Source organism: Pseudomonas sp. FP215, from assembly GCF_030687795.1.
Taxonomy (GTDB): Bacteria; Pseudomonadota; Gammaproteobacteria; order Pseudomonadales; family Pseudomonadaceae; genus Aquipseudomonas; species Aquipseudomonas salmasensis.
Genome location: NZ_CP117447.1, coordinates 3,423,599 through 3,443,125, shown reverse-complemented (window position 1 = coordinate 3,443,125; position 19,527 = coordinate 3,423,599). Strand labels below are relative to the sequence as shown.

The following is a 19,527-nucleotide window of genomic DNA, read 5'->3' as shown; positions in this document are numbered from 1 at the left end:
GACGCTCCGCGTTCCGCCGTTTAGTGACGCGGAGCGTCATGGGATGCATTCCCACGCGGAGCGTGGGAACGATCAGTCGGTCAGCACCTTGCGAAAGGTTTCCACTAATGGCCTCAAGTTGACGCGATGCCAGGCCGCCCACAGTGGTGTGGTGTAGGCCAGCCACGGCAGCTCGCGCAACACCACGCCGGGCGGTGCGTTGCGGCTCAGGCCTTTTTGCACCATCGCCACCCCCAGCCCGGACGCTACCAAGCCCAATGCAGTAAAGGGCTCGCTGGCCTCCATGGGGATCTGCGGGGTGAAACCGGCGCGGATACAGGCGGCGACGAAATCGTCAGCCGGGTGGGCGCCAGGTTTGCGCTGCACGCCGATCCATTGTTGGTCGGCCAGGTGTTCGGGCAACAGTTCGCGTTGTCGAGCCAGCGGATGCTGTTCGGGCAGGGCCAACAGCATCGGGTCGTCGAGCACTTGCCAGGCGGTCAGGTCCGGGTCATCGGCGGCGGGTGGTTCGCTCACCAGGGCGATGTCCAGGCTGCGTTGGCGCAAACCTTCCAGTTGTTCCTGGGAGGGCAGGTTATACAGCTTGATATGCACGGCGGGCCGGTCGTCGCGCAGTATGCGCAAGGCGTTGGGCAAGACACCGGCATGCATGGCGTTCTCGATATAACCGATGCACAAACCGCCTTCTTCCCCACGGCCCAGGCGCTTGCCCAGTGACTCCAGGCGGTTGGCGTGGGTCAGCAATGCCTTGGTCTCGGCCAGAAAGGTCTGGCCGTCGCGGGTCAGGCGGATGCGCTGCTGGCTGCGTTCGAACAGGGTCAGGCCCAGGCGTTCCTCGAGCTGGGCGATCTGCCGGCTCAAGGGCGATTGGGAAATGTGCAAGCGCTCGGCGGCGCGGCCAACGTGTTCTTCTTCAGCCACCACTTCGAAGTAGCGCAACTGGCGTAGATCAATCATGTAAGACCTGCAAGGACTCAAGTTGGTCGCAGTATGTCTTGGACGGTCTGATCAGCGCAATCTAGCATCTGCTCAACGGTCACCGCGACCTCGCACTCATTGAGGAACCACCATGAGCTTGAAAGACACACTGCCCGGCGTACTGGGCTTTGGCACCGCCCCCTTGGGCAATATGTTCCGCGCCATCCCCGAAGAAGAAGCCCAGGCCACCGTCGAGGCCGCCTGGAGCCAGGGCGTGCGTTACTTCGATACCGCGCCGTTCTACGGCTCGGGCCTGTCGGAAATGCGCTTGGGCCAGGCCCTTTCCAACTACCACCGCGACGACTACGTGCTCAGCACCAAGGTTGGCCGGGTGATTCTCGATGAAGTCGAAGAAACCGCCCGTGACCTTGGCGAAAAAAGCGGCGTATTCGAACACGGCCGCCGCAATAAAATACTCAATGACTACAGCGCCGACGCCACCCTGCGCTCCATTGAAGACAGCCTGACGCGCCTGCAAACCGATCGCCTGGACATCGTGTGGGTTCACGACATCGCCCAGGATTTTTACGGCGACCAATGGCTGGAATACTTCAACCAGGCCCGCACCGGCGCCTTCAAAGTACTCACCCGTTTGCGCGAGCAAGGGGGTGATCAAGGCCTGGGGCCTTGGCGTCAACCGCGTCGAACCCTGCGAGTTGACCCTGGACCTGGCCGAAGCCCAGCCCGACGGCTTTCTGCTGGCGGGGCGCTATACGCTGCTGGACCACGACCGCGCTTTGCAGCGCCTGATGGACGCGGCCCACGCCCAGCAGGTCGAGATCGTCGTCGGTGGCCCGTACAGCTCCGGCATCCTCGCTGGCGGTGCGCACTTTGAATACCAGCAAGCCAGCCCGGCGATCATTGCCAAGGTCGAGCAGATCAAGGCGATTGCCCAGGCGTTTGGCGTCAGTATCAAGGCCGCTGCGCTACAGTTCTCACTGGCCCATCCGGCGGTGGCGGCGGTGATTCCCGGTGCCAGTCGTCCGGGGCGGATTGCCGAAGACGTTGCGGCGTTGTCTGAACAGATTCCAGCCGCCTTTTGGCAGGCGTTGCGCGAGGCCCGCTTGATCTCGGACCGTGCACCTTTGCCTCTCTCACGTTAAGGAGCTTGAGCATGAAAATTGATGTAAGTGGCAAAGTGGCGATTGTCAGCGGCAGCACCGCTGGTATCGGCCTGGGCATCAGCCAGGCCCTGGCGCAATCGGGTGCCACGGTGGTGGTGATCGGGCGTGATGCAGGCAAGGTGGACGACGCCTTGGCGAGCATTCGCCAGGCGGTTCCGGCTGCCCAACTGCGTGGTGTGGTGGCCGACCTCGGGACCGTTGAAGGCGCACAGAAACTCTTCGCCGCCGAACCCCGCGCCGACATTCTGGTCAACAACCTGGGCATCTTCGATGCGGTGGATTTCTTCGACGCGCCGGACAGCGAGTGGGCGCGCTTCTATGAGGTCAATGTGATCTCCGGTGTGCGCCTGGCGCGGCATTATGTGCCAGGCATGGTCGAGCAGGGCTGGGGCCGGGTGATCTTCGTGTCGTCGGAGTCCGGGGTGGCGACGCCGGCCGACATGATCAACTACGGGGTGACCAAAAGCGCCAACCTGGCGGTGTCCCACGGCCTGGCCAAGCGCCTGGCGGGTACCGGGGTGACGGTGAATGCGATCTTGCCGGGGCCGACCTTTACCGACGGCCTGGAACACATGCTCAAGGACGCCACGGCCGAATCCGGGCGCAGTGCCCGAGACGAAGCGGATGTGTTTGTGCGCCATGCGCGGCCCACCTCGATCATCCAGCGTGCGGCCAATGTGGATGAAGTGGCGAACCTGGTGGCGTACATTGCTTCACCGCTGTCTTCGGCGACAACCGGTGCCGCGCTGCGGGTCGACGGTGGCGTGGTCGACAGCATGGCAATCTGATTTTTCCTGACTGGAGTATTGATCGTGGCAACAGCGTCTTCTGTGATTGAAATTGCGGTGTCGGCCGACCAGGTCTGGCAACTGATTGGCGGCTTCAACAGCCTGCCTGACTGGCTGCCTTTTATTGCCAAGAGCGAGCCGAGCGAGGGTGGCCGTGTGCGTCACCTGACCGCCGCTGACGGCGGCACGATTGTCGAGCGCTTGCAGACTTTCGACAACGTAGCGCGCACCTACAGCTACACCATTGAAACGTCGCCGTTTCCGGTGAGTGCCTACCTGTCCACCTTGCAGGTTGAAGCGTTGACGGACACCTCGGCGAAAGTGACCTGGTCCGGCGTGTTCACGCCGGCAGCGGGTACCACCGAGGCGCAGGCAGAGGAGTTGTTTACCGGTGTCTACGAGGGCGGGCTTGAGGCGCTGCGCAGCAAGTTCTAAGGATTGTGGCGAGGGAGCAAGCTCCCTCGCCACAGGGTGGATTTTTTAGCCTAGATGGAGCAGGGCTGCCGCGACAGCCTCTGCCGGCGTCAACTGCGCCGTGTCCAGCCTGAACGGCGGCGCTTCCCAGGGTTCATACTCATGCACCTGCACCGATTGCCAGGTCGGCGGCACCAGCCCCGGAATATCGCCCACACGGCCTTCGACTCGAAGCCGATGCGCCTGCTGATCGGAACACACCACCTCGATATTGATCAGCGCCACGCCGGCGGCTGTCGCCACCGCTTGCCAGGCATCACGGCTCTCCTTAACCGGGTTCACGCAATCGGCGATCACCCGCTGCCCCAGGCGCAGGTTACTCAGCGCCAGCGCATTCGCCACAGCGTAGCCACTGGCCCCCACATCGCCCGCCAACACCCCAGCCTCGCGCAACGCCTGCTCAATCACATCGATACGCAGGTAAACCGCGCCCAACTGACGTGCCAGTTCCCTGGCAATCGTGGTCTTGCCGCTGCCGGGCAAACCGCTGAATACAATAAGCATGACCATCAACCCCCTGTAGGAGCGAGCTTGCTCGCGAAAAACGCCAACGATAACGTGTACTTCCTGAATAAACGCGGCGCCCCTGAGTTTTTCGCGAGCAAGCTCGCTCCTACAGTGGTATTAGAACCGCTTGGCTCATTTCACTCACAGGAGCGCCCATGACCCTGCCGTTCGTGAAGATGCACGCCCACGGCGACGACTTCATCATCGTCGACCGCCGTGGCGAGGATAACCCCATTACTGCGCAGATTGCCCGCTACCTGGGTAACCGCCGCTTCGGCATCGGTTTCAATCAACTGGCGGTGGTGCTCGACTGTGAGGAGGCCGCCGCGCGCGTTCAGTTCTGGAACCCGGACGGGACACGCCTGCACACCTGCGGCAGCGCGACGCGTGGCGTGGCTGATCGCCTGATGCATGAGGCTGGCACTGACACCATCGTGCTGCGCAGCGACCGTGGCTTGCTGAGATGCACACGTGCTGATGGGCAGCGGGTGTCAGTGGACATGGGCCCACCCTCCTTGGACTGGGCGTCGGTGCCCCTGGCCAGGGCGATGGACACCTGCGTGTTGCCTATCGACGGCCAGCCGGCGGCGTGCAGCATGGGCAACCCGCATTGCACGTTTTTTGTAGAGAATGTGACGGCGCTCGATATTGAGGCCATGGGCTCGCCCCTGGAAGTTCACCCGTTGTTTCCGGCCAGGACCAATGTGCATTTCGTGCAAGTGCTGGACCGCGGCCATATCCGCCTGCGTATCTGGGAGCGTGGCGGCGGTGTGCCGCTGGGGTCCGGTTCATGCTGTTGCGGGGCGGTCGTCAACGGCATCCGGCGAGGGCTGCTCGATGAGCGTGTAGAGGTCCAGTGCGACGGTGGCGCGGTCACGGTGCAATGGGACGGACAGGGCGGCGTGATATTGACCGGCCGCGTCGAGCCGATCATGCAAGGCACCGCGTACCTGTACTAGAACTTCACGGTAAACGTGGTGCCGGCACTCGCACAGGAACTCACCGCCACATCGCCGCCATGCACCCTGGCCAGTTCGCGCACGATATACAGGCCCAGGCCTACGCTGCGCACGTCGCTGCCTTGGTCGGTGCCGCGGGTCATGGGTTCGAACAAGCCGGCCAGCAGGGCTTGGGGAATCGCCGGGCCGTGGTTGTGTACCGCGACCGCGCAGGTGTTGTCGCCCAGGCGCGAGGTGATGGTGATCGGCTGCAGCAGGTCGCCATAGGCCACGCTGTTGGCCACCAGGTTACCGATCATCTGTTGCACGCGGTCGGCGTCCAGGCAGGCGTCGCCCTGGCCCTCGGCGTGATGCACCAGCGTGGCCTTGGGGAAGGCCACCCGCAGTTCGTCGACGCTGCGATGAATCACGCTGTGCAGGTCCAGGGGTTGCGGCTTGATGGTAATGCCCTGGCCGACCCGGGCCTGGGTGAAGTCCAGCAAGTCGGCGATCATGCGGTGGGCGCGTTCGGACGACTGGCCGATATGCCCCAACAACTGGCGCTCCTTGGCCGTGCGCTCGCCGCGCTGGAGAAAGTCGGACGCCATGCGGATCGCCGTGAGGGGGTTTTTCAGGTCATGGCTGACAATCGCCACCATCTGTTCGGCAAACAACGCCCGGCGCTGGGCAATGGCATAGGCTTCGCTCAGTTCGGCCTGGGCCTGTTGCAGGGCCAGTTCCGTAGCCGTTTTTTCCTGCAGCAGGGCTTCGGCCTGCTTGTGGGCATTGAGCAGTTCGCGCTCGTACTTGTCACGGTCGGTGGTGCCGAACAGCGCCAGGTCATACACCACGCCGTCGGGCTGCTGGCGCCGGTTGGCATTGAGCAATACGGTGACCTTGTGCCCGTCGCAATGGTGGATGTCGAGCTTCACCTCGGTGACGCTGCCGTGCATGCGCAGCATCGGTGCCAGGTGCGTCTGATGGAAAATCCGCCCGCCCATGGCCAGCAGGTCCTGGAAACGCCGGCCCAGCAGTTGGGCGGCGGTAAAGCCCAGCCAATCGCACAAGCGCGGGTTGACGTGCAGGATCGTGCCGTCTTCCTGGGTCACCGCCAGGGCGCAGGCCGCGCTGTCAAACAGTGAATCAGCGGGCATCGGCAGCCGCCCAAGGGGCGAGGAAGCGGTCCATCGCTGTTGCGCACGCCTGGGGGGCGCTCATGTGTGGGCAATGGCCGACATTCTCGACCAGGCAATAGGTGCTGTTAGGTAATACGCCGTGCAGGTATTCACCCACGGCCACGGGAGCGATCAGGTCTTCGGTCGATTGCAGGATCAGCACCGGGGTAGTCAGGCCGAACACGTCCTGGCGGTTATCCGACAGGAAGGTCACGCGGGCGAACTGCTTGGCGATGTCCGGCTCGGTGCGGCAAAAGCTGTCGGTGAGCGCCTCGCTCAAGTGGGGTTGCGTCGGGGCGCCCATGATCACCGGGGCCATGGCGCTGGACCAGCCCAGGTAGTTGCTGTCGAGGGTGTCGAGCAGGTCTTCGATGTCGTCGTGCTGGAAACCGCCGACATACTCATCGGTGTCGATATAGCGCGGCGATGGGCCAATCATCACGTGCGCGGCAATGCGGCCAGGGAGGAAACGGTCGGCGAGGGTGCCGATCATCGCGCTCACCGAGTGGCCGACCAGAATCACCGGGCCTTGGGCGTAGGCGTGGATAATCTCGTTCAGGTCATGGGCGTAGCCATCCAGGCGGCTGTATTTGGCTTTGTCGAACGCACTCAAGTCCGACAGGCCGGCGCCGACCAGGTCATACAGCACCACGCGAAAGCGTTCGAGAAAGTGCGGTGCCAGGGCATTCCACATGGCCTGGTTGCAACCAAAGCCGTGGGAAAACACCAGGGTCGAGGGACCGTTGCCCATCACATGTACATTGTTGCGGTGACTTAGGTCCATGGGCGTCTCGTTGATGGCTTATTGCTATATAGCTTGGCGGCAGTTTAGATAGTCGCAGGCCCTGGGTCACGCGTTTGCGTGCAGATAAGGTAAAGTCGGCGCCTTCAGGGAGAGACTTCAGGTAACCATACATGATCGTGCTTGTGCGGCAATCGGTGTTCAGCCTACTGGCCCTGGTATTTTCCAGCCTGTTGATCGCCGCGCAGACGGACACCTCGCCCATTGGGGTTGCCCTTGATCAACGGGTCATTGACCTGACAAACACTCTCGACTCGGGCACCGCCCAGCGCCTCAAGCAACAACTCGCCGACCTTGAACAACGCAAAGGCGCGCAGGTAGCCGTATTGCTGGTGCCGACCACCGGCAGCGCCGATCTCGAAAGCTACGCCAACCAACTGTTTCGCGCCTGGAAACTGGGACGCCAGGACGTCAACGACGGCATCCTGCTGGTGGTGGCCAAGAACGACCGCAAGGTGCGCATCGAAGTGGGCTACGGCCTGGAAGGCATTGTCACCGACCTGCTGGCCCATCGCATCATTGAAGAACGGATCACTCCGGCGTTTCGTCAGGGCGACTTTGCCGGTGGCATCGAGCAAGGCGTGAACGCGCTGGTCGTCTTGGTGGACGGCGGCGACTTGCCTGAAAGGGCCGGGCCGGGTCTCAACCCCCAATTTATCGCGATATTGGCGGCGTTTATCCTGGGGGCGCTCACAGGTGTACTGATCGCTGCCGGTAAGTTGCACTGGCGCAGGGCCTTGATCATCGCAGTAGCGGCCACGCTGTTGTTGGCGCTGCTGGCAGGTGGTCGGGATTGGCCGATGTTTCTGTTTGTAGTGCCGCTGACGTTGTTGATTGGCGGCGCGATATTCGGCGCGTTGTGGCAGGTACGTACGCTGTTTTACGGCGTGATCGGGCTGCTGGCTTATATCCTCGGGTTGGTGGTGGCAAACCAGTACGTGGACGTCAGTTTCATCCATTGGCTGCTGTGGCCATTGGGCGTCTTGGTGGTACTGGGCTTGTACCTGGTGCTGCTGCTGATCATGAGGGAGACCTGGCGCACCAGCCGCGCAGGTTTTGCCGTACGGCTGCTGGCGGTGATGGCCGTGTATGGGGTGGCGGGGTGGGTGATGGACGGTGATCGCGACGCTTGGTTGCTGGCGTTTCCTATCGCATCGTTTGTTGCGCTGATTATCTTTGGCAAGGTCGGCGAAGGTTCTGGCTCCGGCGGCGGGTCCAGTTCAGGCTCCAGCGGCTCAAGCTCCAGCAGCAGTTCGTCGGGCGGTGGCGGTTCCAGCGGTGGCGGGGGGGCTTCCGGCAGTTGGTAGATGGCTCGGCGGCTGTTCCACAGCGGAACAACCGCCAACCATACCAGTTGAAGCCAATGGGTATGGGGTGTTCGGCAAAGCCCTGGGTACTACGGCGGCTTAGGTCAAAAGCAGAGGAGTTGTCACGCCTTGGTCCAACCGCCGATGCCATCAGGTTTTATTTCGAAGTCGATCGGTTCACGATGGATATTGGACGGGGAGTCGTCTAAGGCCTTGTAATCCGAAGTTGAGAAGGCGGGCAGGGTGCCGCTGCCGTGATATTGGATATGGGTATTGACCCTGGAGTCATCGACGATCTTTTTGTCCGAAGGCAAGAAGTTGCGATCCAACCGAGTGCGGTTGGCGTGGTCGCGCGTCGCATTGCCAATGCTCTTCCAGCCGCCCTTGCCATTGGACACTTCGGCATCTTCTCCCGCCTGTTTGTCCAGAGGGTTTGTCCTGGGTACATCGTTATCGATAGGGTGTTTGCCAGCGGGCTGGTACGCGGGTACGAATGGGATGGAGTCACTGATTGAAGACATGATTGCACCTCTCTGATCGCTAGGAAGTTGACCCTGTCAGGAGGGGATCCTGACAGGGCGTTTCGCAGGCTACAGCGCCAGGGGCAGGCGCTCAACGAGGTCTGTTTTGGCTGGGTGTAACAACGTAAAACCGCATCGGGCGTGGGCTTTCGAGTGAGTGAAAAGGCTATAGGTGCAGTCCGGCCCACGCGCCGAAAAGTCAGCCTGGTTGTCAGATAGCGCAGCGCAGTGCCAGGTTTTCACTCACTGAAACACACTGTGTCGTTGCAGGTTTTTTGGTGGCTTCACGCTTGGAAACACTTTTGCAATCACTCGTGCAACGGCTTGCATCAGAGCATTCTCACCATCTCATGCCACGCCATACCCCCATGATCCGACGGCGAAGGGCGCACATAGGTGTAGCCCATTGCTCTGTACAACGGCACATGCTGCTCCTTGCACATCAGGTGGATGCTGCGCTTGCCCATTGCTTGCATGCGTTGCACGAACTCGGCCATCAGCCTTTTCGCATAGCCCTTGCCTTGTTGGGCCGGGTCGACCACCACCGACATGATCACCACATTCGGCGCCTCGGCCACATGGCCCACCAACTCCTTGAAGGCCTCGTCCGACATCACCACTTCATGGGCGCACCCTGAGTTGATGAAACCTACCACTGCGCCATCTTCCTCCAGGATCAAAAAGCCCTCGGGGTACTGCGCGATGCGCGTGGTGATCTTTTCAAGCGTTGCGGCTTCGTCGCCCTCGTAGGCGGTGGTTTCGATTTCAAAGCAGCGTGCGGCGTCGGTGGGCAGGGCGTTGCGCAAGGTGAGGGTGGGCATGGGCGGTTCCAGGGATGTTCAGTCAAAGGCCACATCATAGAGAAACGTTGCTCCTTTGGCACCGTAAGGTCACTGGCGCTGAAGGCTCAAGCGGGAGGTTCAACGTTGGTGCCCCGCAATCAAACTGTGGGAGCTGGCTTGACCTGCGATGGCGGCCTTACAGCCAACGCCTATCCACCTGGCACCCTAACGATCCAACTGTGGGAGCTGGCTTGCCTGCGATGGCGGCATTCCAGCCGACACCTACCTACCTGACACCCCGCGACCCAACTGTGGGAGCGGGCTTGCTCGCGAAGGCGGCCTGACAGGCGACACAGTTGGATTGTGTACATATCCATTGCTGCGGTAACGGCCCCTTAGGGTTCCGCCCTGACGGCGGCTCACTTTTGAAAAGCGCAAAAGTAAGCAAAACGCTCTTGCCCCACCACTCGGCACCTCGCTGGGGCTCGGTGTGCCCGTAATCCGCCAGTGATTTGGGGGGCCGCCGCCACGCGCCATCCATGGCGCGGGGCGGCTAAACCGGCATCCCTGCCGGTTTACCCCCCAAATCCCTGTCGAATTCCGGCCAGCGTGGTTTGACGGGGCGCCTGAGATCAAAAGCAGATCAAGAGCAGAGCAAGATCAAGAGCGGCTCGCTTCGCATCGTGGTTAGCGGTGGGGCGTAAATCAACAGCGCTCGTTCTGAAAGATAAAGGGGCATTTTCTTCAATACCTCTCGTCTTTGTGCGCGTTACCGTGATCTCGACATCGTTGGCATCACACAAGGAACTGTAATGAGCTTGATTCTCTCCATGGCCGCTTTTGCCCTGGCCACGTCCATCACTCCCGGGCCTGTCAATGTGGTCGCTTTAAGTGCCGGTGCGCGTTTCGGTTTTGTCGCCAGCCAGAAACATGTGTTGGGCGCCGCCGTAGGTTTCACCTTGTTGTTGGTGCTGATTGGCCTGGGGCTGCATGAAGTGCTGGTGCGCTGGCCGATCCTGATCCGATTGATCCGTTGGGGCGGAGTCGCGTTCTTGTTGTATATGGCGTGGAAGCTGGCGGTGGATGATGGCCGGTTGGACGCTGATGGTGCACAGACCGCGCCGTCGATGCTGTACGGCGCGATCATGCAGTGGCTCAACCCGAAAGCCTGGCTGGCGTGTGTGGCAGGCATGGGGTTGTTTGTGGCCGATGGCGATGCGGCGCAGGTGTGGTTGTTTGCCGCGCTTTACCTGGTGATTTGCTACCTATCGGTGGCGTGCTGGGCGTATGCGGGGACGTTTTTGCGCCGCTATTTGCACAACCCGAAGGGGGTGCGCCTGTTCAACCGCTCAATGGCCGCGTTGCTGGTGGCCAGTGTGGGTTATTTGCTGATGGCTTGAGGTTTTCGCGGTATTGCCCCGGCGTGGCCGCAAAGTGTTGTTTGAAGGTGCGCTGGAAGTGTGCCTGGTCGGCAAAGCCCGCGGCCAGGGCGACGTCGGCAATCAGTGCGCCATTGCGCAGTTGGCTGCGGGCGAACTGGATGCGTCGGTTGACCATGAAGGCGTGGGGCGTCAAGCCGTAATAGTGCTTGAATGCTCGGATCAGATAAGACGGCGACAGTTCGGCGGCCTGGCAGATGTCTTCGAGTTTCAAGGCCTGCGTGCAGTGGGCGCGGATGTAGTCGGCGGCGCGTTCCAGTTTGTAGTTGACCTCGCGTACCGGCGTCAGCGAAGGGTTCAGGCGCTGTTGCACCTCGGTGAAGTAACTCACTAGCGCGCTCTGTTTTTGCAGCAGTTCGGCCTGTTCATCCACTAGCGTGCGGTACAGGTCGAGCAAGCCGTGGTACAGCCCGGTGTCGCGAGTATGGGGCGTGTCGAATGGCCGGTAGCCCTGGTCGGTACTGAACCCCAGCTGGTATTGCAGGTCGGTCAGCCAGGGCGTGTCGAGGTACAGCATGTGGTAGGACCAGGGCTGGTCATGGATAGGGTTGCACGCATGCACATCGCCGGGGTTCATCAGCACCACGGTGCCGGCGCTGATTTCGAAGGTGTGCGCGCCGTAGTGGTAATAGCTGCAGCCCGTGGTGATCGCGCCGATGGAAAAATGCTCATGGGCGTGTCGGGTATAGGTGACCTTGCGCCCGTCGGCGATGCTGCGGGCTTCGATGAACGGCAGGCGTTCGTCGCGCCAGAAGCGCGGCGTGTCTGCGGGACGGGCGATCGGTCTGAGCGACATGGCGTTATTTCTCCTGCATTTTCACCTGCGTTACGTCAGGCCGGTACCAAAAAAGCGGCCTTGAGCAACTGCCGGGTATAGGCATGCTGCGGGTCGGCAAAAATAGCCTGGGCATCGCCTTGCTCTACCACCTGGCCTTGCTTGACCACCATCAATTGGTGACTCAGCGCCTTCACCACCGCCAGGTCATGGCTGATAAACAGGTAGGTCAGGTTGTACTTGGCCTGCAAGCCGCGCAGCAACTCTACCACCTGGCGTTGTACCGTGCGGTCCAGGGCCGAGGTGGGTTCGTCCAGCAGGATCAGGCGCGGCTTGAGCACCAGCGCTCGGGCGATAGCGATGCGTTGGCGCTGGCCGCCGGAGAATTCATGGGGGTAGCGATGCCGGGATTCGGGGTCCAGGCCTACTTCCTTGAGCGCCGCGATAATCGCCGCTTCCTGTTCGGCGGGCGTACCCATCTTGTGGATACGCAGGCCTTCGCCAACGATCTCGCTGACGCACATGCGCGGGCTCAGGCTGCCGAACGGGTCCTGGAACACCACCTGCATTTCCCGGCGCAACGGGCGCACCTGCTGTTGGCTGAGGCGGTCCAGTTGCTGGCCTTCGAAGCGAATCCCGCCCTGGCTGCCGATCAGGCGCAAAATTGCCAGGCCCAGGGTGGATTTGCCCGAGCCACTTTCGCCCACGATGCCTAGGGTTTGCCCTTGGGGCAGGCTGAAGTTGATGCCGTCCACGGCCTTGACGTAATCCACGGTGTTACGCAAAAAGCCTTTCTTGATCGGAAACCAGACTTTCAGGTCGTCCACCTCCAGTAGCGGTGGGCCGACCTCATTATTGGCCGGACCGCCACTGGGCTCCGCCGCGAGCAGTTCCTGGGTGTAGGGATGCTGGGGCGACTGGAACAGCGTCTCGCAATCGGCCTGTTCCACGATGCAACCTTGCTGCATCACACACACGCGGTGGGCGATGCGCCGCACCAGGTTGAGGTCGTGGCTGATCAGCAGCAGCGCCATGCCCAGCCGCGCCTGCAACTCCTTGAGCAATTCCAGAATCTTCAACTGTACGGTGACGTCGAGGGCGGTGGTCGGCTCGTCGGCGATCAACAACTCCGGCTCGTTGGCCAAGGCCATGGCGATCATTACCCGCTGGCGCTGGCCGCCGGACAGCTCGTGGGGCAACGCCTTGAGGCGTTTGTGCGGTTCGGGGATACCCACCAGTTCCAGCAACTCCAACGTGCGCTGGGTGGCGACCTTGCCGGTCAGGCCCTTGTGCAGGCCGAGCACTTCGTTGATCTGTTTTTCGATGGAGTGCAGCGGGTTCAACGAGGTCATCGGCTCCTGGAAGATCATCGCAATACGATTGCCGCGTATATGCCGCAGGGTCTTCTCTTTGAGCGTCAGCAGGTCTTGTCCTGAATATTCGATGGTGCCAGACGGATGCCTGGCCAACGGGTAGGGCAGCAGGCGCAGGATCGAATGGGCGGTGACCGATTTACCCGAACCGCTTTCGCCCACCAGCGCCAGGGTTTCGCCGCGCTTGATGTCGAAACTGACGTGGTTGACCACGCGGTGATGATGCTCGCCGGTGACGAACTCGACACTGAGGTCGCGGATTTCGATCAGATTGTCCGGATTCATCTCATTTCCTCGGGTCGAACGCATCGCGAGCGGACTCGCCGATAAACACCAACAAGCTCAACATGATCGCCAGCACCGCAAAGGCACTCATGCCCAGCCACGGCGCCTGCAGGTTGGATTTGCCCTGGGCCACCAGCTCACCCAGCGACGGCGAACCTGCCGGCAGCCCGAAGCCGAGAAAGTCCAGGGCGGTGAGGGTTCCAATGGCGCCGGTGAGGATGAAGGGCAGGAAGGTCATGGTCGAGACCATCGCATTGGGCAGGATATGGCGAAACATGATGGCGCCGTTCTGCATGCCCAGCGCCCGCGCCGCGCGCACGTATTCCAGATTACGCCCGCGCAGGAACTCGGCGCGCACCACATCCACCAGGCTCATCCAGGAAAACAGCAGCATGATCCCCAGCAGCCACCAGAAGTTGGGTTGCACAAAGCTGGCCAGGATGATCAGCAGGTAGAGCACCGGCAAGCCGGACCAGATTTCCAGGAAACGCTGCCCGGCCAGGTCGACCCAGCCGCCATAAAAGCCCTGCAAGGCGCCGGCAATCACGCCGATGATCGAGCTGAGGATGGTCAGGGTCAGGGCGAAGAGCACTGACACGCGAAAGCCGTAGATCACCCGCGCCAGCACATCGCGCCCCTGGTCATCGGTGCCCAGCAGGTTGACCGAGGACGGCGGTGCCGGGGCCGGCACTTTCAGGTCGTAATTGATGCTCTGGTAGCTGAACGGAATCGGCGCCCACAGGGTCCAGGCGTCCTTGGCCTTGAGCAGTTCCTGGATGTACGGGCTCTTGTAGTTGGCTTCCAGCGGGAATTCACCGCCGAAGGTGGTCTCCGGGTAGCGCTTGAGCGCCGGGAAGTACCAGCCGCCGTCGAAGTGCACTGCCAGGGGCTTGTCGTTGGCGATCAACTCGGCGCCCAGGCTCAGCACGAACAGCACCAGGAACAGCCACAGCGACCACCAGCCACGTTTGTTGGCCTTGAACCGCTCGAACCGGCGGCGATTGAGGGGGGACAGGTTCATCTCAATGCTCCCGGCTGGCAAAGTCGATACGCGGATCGACCAGGGTGTAAGTGAGGTCGCCGATCAGTTTCACGATCAGCCCCAGCAGGGTGAAGATAAACAGCGTGCCGAACACCACCGGGTAGTCACGGTTGATCGCCGCTTCAAAGCTCATCAGCCCCAGGCCGTCGAGGGAGAAGATCACCTCCACCAGCAACGAGCCGGTAAAGAAGATGCCGATGAATGCCGAAGGGAAACCGGCGATCACCAGCAGCATGGCGTTGCGGAATACATGGCCATACAGCACGCGGCGGTTGGTCAGCCCCTTGGCCTTGGCGGTGACCACGTACTGTTTGTTGATCTCGTCGAGAAAGCTGTTCTTGGTCAGCAGGGTCATGGTCGCGAAGTTGCCGATCACCAGGGCGGTGACGGGCAGCGCCAGGTGCCAGAAGTAATCGAGGATCTTGCCGCCCCAGCTCAACTCGTCGAAGTTGTTGGAGGTGAGCCCGCGCAAGGGGAACCAGTCGAAATAACTGCCACCGGCAAACACCACGATCAGTAAAATCGCGAACAGGAACGCCGGTATCGCATAGCCGACGATGATCGCCGAGCTGGTCCACACATCGAAATGGCTGCCGTGGCGCGTGGCCTTGGCGATCCCCAGGGGGATGGACACCAGGTACATGATCAGGGTGCTCCATAACCCGAGGGAAATGGACACCGGCATCTTCTCCTTGATCAGGTCGATGACCTTGGCGTCGCGGAAAAAGCTGTCACCGAAGTCCAGCCGGGCGTAGTTCTTGACCATGATCCATAAGCGTTCCGGCGCCGACTTGTCGAAGCCGTACATCTTTTCGATTTCCTTGATCAGCGCCGGGTCCAGGCCCTGGGCGCCACGGTAGCTGGAACCGGCCACCGCGACTTCGGCCCCACCGCCGGCAATGCGGCTGGTGGCGCCATCGAAGCCTTCGAGCTTGGCGATCATTTGCTCCACCGGGCCGCCGGGTGCGGCCTGGATGATGACGAAGTTGATCAGCAGGATCCCGAACAGCGTAGGGATGATCAGTAACAGGCGGCGAGCAATATAGGCCAGCATTCAATTGCCTCCGCTCGCCGCATCGGCGTTCTGCGTGGTGTCGAGGGATACCGCCGGTTTGACGTCGGGTTTAGCCCACCAGGTGGCGGTGCCGACGTCGTAGCGTGGCGAGACCTTGGGGTGGCCCAGGTGGTCCCAGTACGCAACACGGAAGGTCTTGATGTGCCAGTTGGGGATCACGTAGTAACCAAACTGCAGCACACGATCCAGCGCCCTGGCGTGGGCGATCAGGCTCTGGCGCGAACCGGCGTCGATCAACTCTTCCACCAACTGGTCGATGGCGGGGTCCTTGAGGCCCATGTAGTTGCGGCTGCCGGGCTTGTCGGCGCTGGAGGATTTCCAGAACTCGCGCTGCTCGTTACCCGGCGAGGTGGATTGCGGGAAGCTGCCCACCAGCATGTCGAAGTCGCGCGAGCGCAGGCGGTTGATGAACTGCGAGACGTCCACGCGACGAATCACCAGGTCGATGCCCAGGTCTGCCAGGTTGCGCTTGAACGGCAGCAGGATGCGCTCGAACTCGGTCTGGGCCAGCAGGAACTCGATGGTCACGGGCTTGCCGGTGCTGTCGACCATTTTGTCGTCGACAATCTTCCAGCCTGCCTCTTGCAGCAGTTGGTAGGCCTCGCGCTGTTGGGTGCGGATCATGCCGCTGCCGTCGGTGTGGGACGGTTCGAAGGCCTGGGTGAAGACTTCGCCAGGGATCTTGTCACGCAGCGGCTCAAGGATCGCCAGCTCGTCCGGACCGGGTAAGCCGGTGGCGGCCATTTCCGAGTTTTCGAAATAGCTGCGGGTACGGGTGTAGGCCCCGTTGAACAGCTGCTTGTTGCTCCATTCGAAATCCAGCAACAGGCTGATGGCCTTGCGCACCCGCACGTCCTGGAACATCGGCTTGCGCATGTTGAACACAAAACCCTGCATGCCGGTGGGGTTGCCGTTGGGGATTTCTTCCTTGATCAAGCGGCCTTCTTTCACCGCTGGAATGTTGTAGGCGTTGGCCCAGTTCTTGGCGCTGAACTCCAGCCAGTAGTCGAACTGCCCGGCCTTCAAGGCTTCCAGGGACACCGTGCTGTCGCGGTAGTAATCGGTGATGCGGGTATCGAAGTTGTAGAAGCCCTTATTGACCGGCAGGTCCTTGGCCCAATAATCCTTGACCCGCTGGTAGCGAATCATGCGGCCCGGCTTGACCTCCGCCACCTGGTAAGGCCCGCTGCCCAGGGGGATTTCCAGGTTGCCCTTGGAAAAATCCCGGGTCGCCCACCAATGCTTGGGCAGCACTGGCAATTGCCCCAGGATCAACGGCAACTCGCGGTTGTTGGTGCGCTTGAACTTGAACAGCACGCGCAACGGGTCTTCGGCCACTACTTCATCGACGTCGGCGTAGTAGTTGCGGTACAGCGGGTTGCCTTCCTTGATCAGGGTCTGAAAGGTGAACACCACGTCTTCGGCGCGGATCGGGTGGCCGTCATGGAAGCGCGCTTCGGGGCGCAGGTAGAAGCGCACCCAGCTGTTGTCCGGGGCTTTTTCGATCTTGCCGGCCACCAGGCCGTATTCGGTGATGGGTTCGTCCAGGCTCTGCGTGGCCAGGGTGTCGTAAATCAGCGGCAGGTTGTCCGCTGGCACGCCCTTGCTGATGTAGGGGTTAAGGCTGTCGAAACCGCCCATGGCCGATTCGCGGAAGGTGCCGCCCTTGGGGGCGTCGGGGTTTACGTAGTCAAAATGCTTGAAGTCGGCGGGGTACTTGGGGGGCTCGTTGTAGAGGGTCAGCGCATGTTGTGGCGCGGCGTGCGCCGCGGTGCACAGCAACAGGCTGGCGAGCAGGGTAGTACGCAAGGACATCATTGGGCTTTCTCCGAAGCTTTCAGCCACCATGCGCTCAGGCCCAGGCTATAGGGCGGCGTGGTGACGAAGGCGAACCGGTTGCGGTACGCCAGGCGATGATAGTTGAGGTACCAGTTGGGAATGCTGTAGTGCTGCCACAGCAGCACCCGGTCCAGGGCGCGGCCGGCGGCCAGTTGTTCTTCGCGGGTCTGCGCCGCCAGCAGTTGGTCGAGCAGGTGGTCGACCACCGGGTTGGCGATACCGGCGTAATTCTTGCTGCCCTTGATTGCGGCCTGGCTGGAGTGGAAGTACTGCCACTGCTCAAGGCCGGGGCTCAAGGTCTGGCTGAGGGTCATCAGAATCATGTCGAAATCGAATTGATCGAGGCGCTGTTTGTACTGTGCGCGGTCAACGGTGCGCAAGCGGGCGTCGACGCCGATGCGGGTCAGATTTTCGACATAAGGTTGCAGGATGCGCTCAAGGTTCGGGTTGACCAGCAGGATTTCCAGGCGCAGCGGTTGCCCGTTCTTGTCCAGCAGGCGCTGCCCCGACAGTTTCCAGCCGGCCTCGCTGAGCAGGGCCAGGGCCTGGCGCAGGGTTTCGCGGGGGATGCCGCGGCCGTCGGTGTGTGGCAGGTTGAACGGCTGGGTAAACAGCGCGGCCGGCAGTTGGTCGCGGTAGGGCGAGAGCATCAACCACTCATGGCCCACCGGCAGGCCGGTGGCCGAGAATTCACTGTTGGGGTAATAGCTCACCGAGCGCTTATAGGCGCTGCTGAACAGGGTGCGGTTGGTCCATTCAAAATCGAACATCAACCCCAGGGCTTCGCGCACCTTGGCCTGGCTGAACGCCGGCCGCCGGGTATTCATGAACAGGCCCTGGCTCTGGGTGGGGATCTGATGGGCGATCTGCGCCTTGATCACATCGCCGCGGTTGACCGCCGGAAAGTTGTAGCCCGTGGCCCAGTTCTTGGCCTGATGCTCTATATAAATATCGAATTCACCGGCCTTGAAGGCTTCAAAGGCCACGTCGCTGTCGCGATAGAACTCCACTTCGACCTTGTCGTAGTTATAGAAACCCTGGTTGACCGGCAGGTCTTTGCCCCAGTAATCCTTGACCCGTTCAAACACCAGTTGCCGCCCAGGCGCCACCTTGGTGATGCGGTAAGGCCCACTGCCCAGGGGTGGCTCGAAGGTGGTGGCCTTGAAGTCACGGTTTTTCCAATAGTGCTGGGGCAGCACCGGCAACTCGCCCAGGCGCAGGATCAGCAAGGGGTTGCCGGCGCGCTTGAACACAAAGCGGATACGGTGAGGGTTGAGGATGTCGACCCGAGCCACTTCCTGCAGGTTAGTGCGGTACTGCGGGTGGCCTTCGGTCAGCAGGGTGCGATAGGAGAACGCCACGTCATCGGCGGTAATCGGCTTGCCGTCGTGAAAGCGCGCTTCGGGGCGCAGGTTGAACACCACCCAACTGCGGTCCTCGCTGTATTCCACCGATTGGGCAATCAGGCCATAGCTGGAGGTGGGCTCATCGCCGGACGGCGCGTATTGCCCGGTGCCCACCATCAAGGGTTCATTGAGCTCGTTGACGCCGTACTGCAGGAAGTTGGCGGTGGAAACCGGGCTTGAACCTTTGAAGGTATAGGGGTTGAGCGTATCGAAGGTGCCAAATGCCATCACCCGCAATGTCCCGCCTTTGGGCGCTGCAGGGTTTACCCAATCGTAATGGGTGAATTTGGCCGGGTACTTGAGTGTGCCGAACTGCGCATAACCGTGGCTCTCGGTGATCGTCGCGTTCGCCGCAAAGCTCAAGGCCAGGCTTATTAGTAGAAGGAGGGGACGCTTCAAGTCAGAGATCCGATCCGGGCGGCTTGGGCTTTATGATCGGTACAGTAACAGCTTGTTCCGGTTGGAAAAAGCATCTTGAAATTGGCTTATAGGCCCATGTGCATCGGTCTCTACACAACGCTGTAGTGCTCAACGCTAACCACTATGCGAAGCGAGCCGCTCTTGCTCTTGATCTGCTTGTGATCTTGATCTCAGTCGCCCCGTTAAACCACGCTGGCCGAACGCAGGCTTGAATTCGTGGGTAACCCGGCAGGACGCCGGGTTAGCCGCCCCGCGCCATGGATGGCGCGTGGCGGCGGCCCACGGATTCAAGCCTGCGTTCGGGCACACCGAGCCCAAGCGAGGTGCCGAGTGGTGGGGCAAGAGCGTTTTGCTTACTTTGGCCTGGGCCGGCATTCCGGCTTTTGCAAAGTGAGCCGCCGTCAGGGCGGAACCCTAAGTGGCCGTTACCTAAATAACGGATATATACCCGGTCAGACCCAACGTTCTGGTCGGCTG

17 protein-coding genes and 1 pseudogene are annotated in these 19,527 nt (G+C 61.4%); 6 read left to right on the top strand and 12 right to left on the bottom strand.

Features of this window, described 5'->3' with window-relative positions:
- Positions 1 to 72 precede the first annotated feature (72 nt).
- Positions 73 to 957 (bottom strand): LysR substrate-binding domain-containing protein, encoded by an 885-nt coding sequence (locus PSH76_RS15430; protein WP_305492494.1) that lies wholly within the window; start codon positions 955 to 957, stop codon positions 73 to 75.
- A 112-nt stretch (positions 958 to 1,069) separates the two neighbouring features.
- Here PSH76_RS15430 and PSH76_RS15425 point away from each other — a divergent pair.
- From PSH76_RS15425 to PSH76_RS15415, 3 genes and pseudogenes are all read left to right on the top strand, one after another.
- Positions 1,070 to 2,081 (top strand): annotated as a pseudogene (locus tag PSH76_RS15425) (aldo/keto reductase).
- Positions 2,082 to 2,092: 11 nt separating this feature from the next.
- Positions 2,093 to 2,890 carry an SDR family NAD(P)-dependent oxidoreductase gene (locus tag PSH76_RS15420; protein WP_089042545.1) on the top strand — a complete coding sequence of 266 codons (798 nt, stop codon included), beginning with the start codon at positions 2,093 to 2,095 and terminating at the stop codon, positions 2,888 to 2,890.
- 24 nt (positions 2,891 to 2,914) lie between these two features.
- Positions 2,915 to 3,325 carry an SRPBCC family protein gene (locus PSH76_RS15415; RefSeq protein ID WP_305492493.1) on the top strand — a complete coding sequence of 137 codons (411 nt, stop codon included), beginning with the start codon at positions 2,915 to 2,917 and terminating at the stop codon, positions 3,323 to 3,325.
- Between the two features lie 45 nt (positions 3,326 to 3,370).
- Here PSH76_RS15415 and PSH76_RS15410 read toward each other — a convergent pair whose 3' ends face one another.
- Positions 3,371 to 3,868, bottom strand: a complete 498-nt coding sequence (locus PSH76_RS15410; RefSeq protein WP_032897475.1) for an AAA family ATPase — start codon at positions 3,866 to 3,868, stop codon at positions 3,371 to 3,373.
- 158 nt (positions 3,869 to 4,026) lie between these two features.
- Here PSH76_RS15410 and dapF point away from each other — a divergent pair, with 158 nt between their 5' ends.
- Positions 4,027 to 4,830, top strand: coding sequence for a diaminopimelate epimerase (dapF, locus tag PSH76_RS15405; protein ID WP_305492492.1), 804 nt, complete (start codon positions 4,027 to 4,029; stop codon positions 4,828 to 4,830).
- On the opposite strand, the gene PSH76_RS15400 is transcribed toward dapF, so the two are convergent.
- Entirely contained in the window at positions 4,827 to 5,963 is a 1,137-nt protein-coding gene (locus tag PSH76_RS15400; protein ID WP_305492491.1) for a PAS domain-containing sensor histidine kinase, read from the bottom strand. The genes dapF and PSH76_RS15400 overlap by 4 nt on opposite strands.
- Entirely contained in the window at positions 5,953 to 6,768 is an 816-nt protein-coding gene (locus PSH76_RS15395; protein WP_305492490.1) for an alpha/beta fold hydrolase, read from the bottom strand. Before PSH76_RS15395 ends, PSH76_RS15400 begins: the two co-directional genes overlap by 11 nt.
- A gap of 131 nt (positions 6,769 to 6,899) precedes the next feature.
- Here PSH76_RS15395 and PSH76_RS15390 point away from each other — a divergent pair, with 131 nt between their 5' ends.
- Positions 6,900 to 8,093: a YgcG family protein gene (locus tag PSH76_RS15390; RefSeq protein ID WP_305492489.1), complete on the top strand. Its 1,194-nt coding sequence runs from the start codon at positions 6,900 to 6,902 to the stop codon at positions 8,091 to 8,093.
- 122 nt (positions 8,094 to 8,215) lie between these two features.
- On the opposite strand, the gene PSH76_RS15385 is transcribed toward PSH76_RS15390, so the two are convergent.
- Together PSH76_RS15385 and PSH76_RS15380 are read right to left on the bottom strand one after the other, a co-directional pair.
- Positions 8,216 to 8,614 carry a hypothetical protein gene (locus tag PSH76_RS15385; RefSeq protein ID WP_032892223.1) on the bottom strand — a complete coding sequence of 133 codons (399 nt, stop codon included), beginning with the start codon at positions 8,612 to 8,614 and terminating at the stop codon, positions 8,216 to 8,218.
- Between the two features lie 329 nt (positions 8,615 to 8,943).
- On the bottom strand, positions 8,944 to 9,435 hold the full coding sequence (locus PSH76_RS15380; RefSeq protein WP_305492488.1) for a GNAT family N-acetyltransferase: 492 nt from the start codon (positions 9,433 to 9,435) through the stop codon (positions 8,944 to 8,946).
- A gap of 773 nt (positions 9,436 to 10,208) precedes the next feature.
- Between PSH76_RS15380 and PSH76_RS15375 the strand changes: the two genes are divergently transcribed.
- Positions 10,209 to 10,796, top strand: a complete 588-nt coding sequence (locus PSH76_RS15375; protein ID WP_056784402.1) for a LysE family translocator — start codon at positions 10,209 to 10,211, stop codon at positions 10,794 to 10,796.
- Here the strand turns inward: PSH76_RS15375 and PSH76_RS15370 are convergent.
- The 6 genes from PSH76_RS15370 to PSH76_RS15345 are packed head-to-tail and all read right to left on the bottom strand — an operon-like array spanning position 10,738 to position 19,029.
- Positions 10,738 to 11,631 (bottom strand): AraC family transcriptional regulator, encoded by an 894-nt coding sequence (locus tag PSH76_RS15370; RefSeq protein ID WP_305492487.1) that lies wholly within the window; start codon positions 11,629 to 11,631, stop codon positions 10,738 to 10,740. The genes PSH76_RS15375 and PSH76_RS15370 overlap by 59 nt on opposite strands.
- Positions 11,632 to 11,666: 35 nt before the next feature.
- Complete coding sequence (locus PSH76_RS15365; RefSeq protein WP_137205398.1) at positions 11,667 to 13,268, bottom strand: ABC transporter ATP-binding protein; 1,602 nt, start codon at positions 13,266 to 13,268, stop codon at positions 11,667 to 11,669.
- Between the two features lies 1 nt (position 13,269).
- The gene (locus PSH76_RS15360; RefSeq protein ID WP_003190688.1) at positions 13,270 to 14,289 is read right to left on the bottom strand and encodes an ABC transporter permease; all 1,020 of its coding nucleotides are present in this window, start codon (positions 14,287 to 14,289) and stop codon (positions 13,270 to 13,272) included.
- A 1-nt stretch (position 14,290) separates the two neighbouring features.
- Complete coding sequence (locus tag PSH76_RS15355) at positions 14,291 to 15,364, bottom strand: microcin C ABC transporter permease YejB (RefSeq protein ID WP_032892218.1); 1,074 nt, start codon at positions 15,362 to 15,364, stop codon at positions 14,291 to 14,293.
- Complete coding sequence (locus tag PSH76_RS15350; RefSeq protein WP_305492486.1) at positions 15,365 to 17,203, bottom strand: extracellular solute-binding protein; 1,839 nt, start codon at positions 17,201 to 17,203, stop codon at positions 15,365 to 15,367.
- Positions 17,200 to 19,029, bottom strand: coding sequence for an extracellular solute-binding protein (locus PSH76_RS15345; protein WP_098951828.1), 1,830 nt, complete (start codon positions 19,027 to 19,029; stop codon positions 17,200 to 17,202). Before PSH76_RS15345 ends, PSH76_RS15350 begins: the two co-directional genes overlap by 4 nt.
- Positions 19,030 to 19,527: the final 498 nt, after the last annotated feature.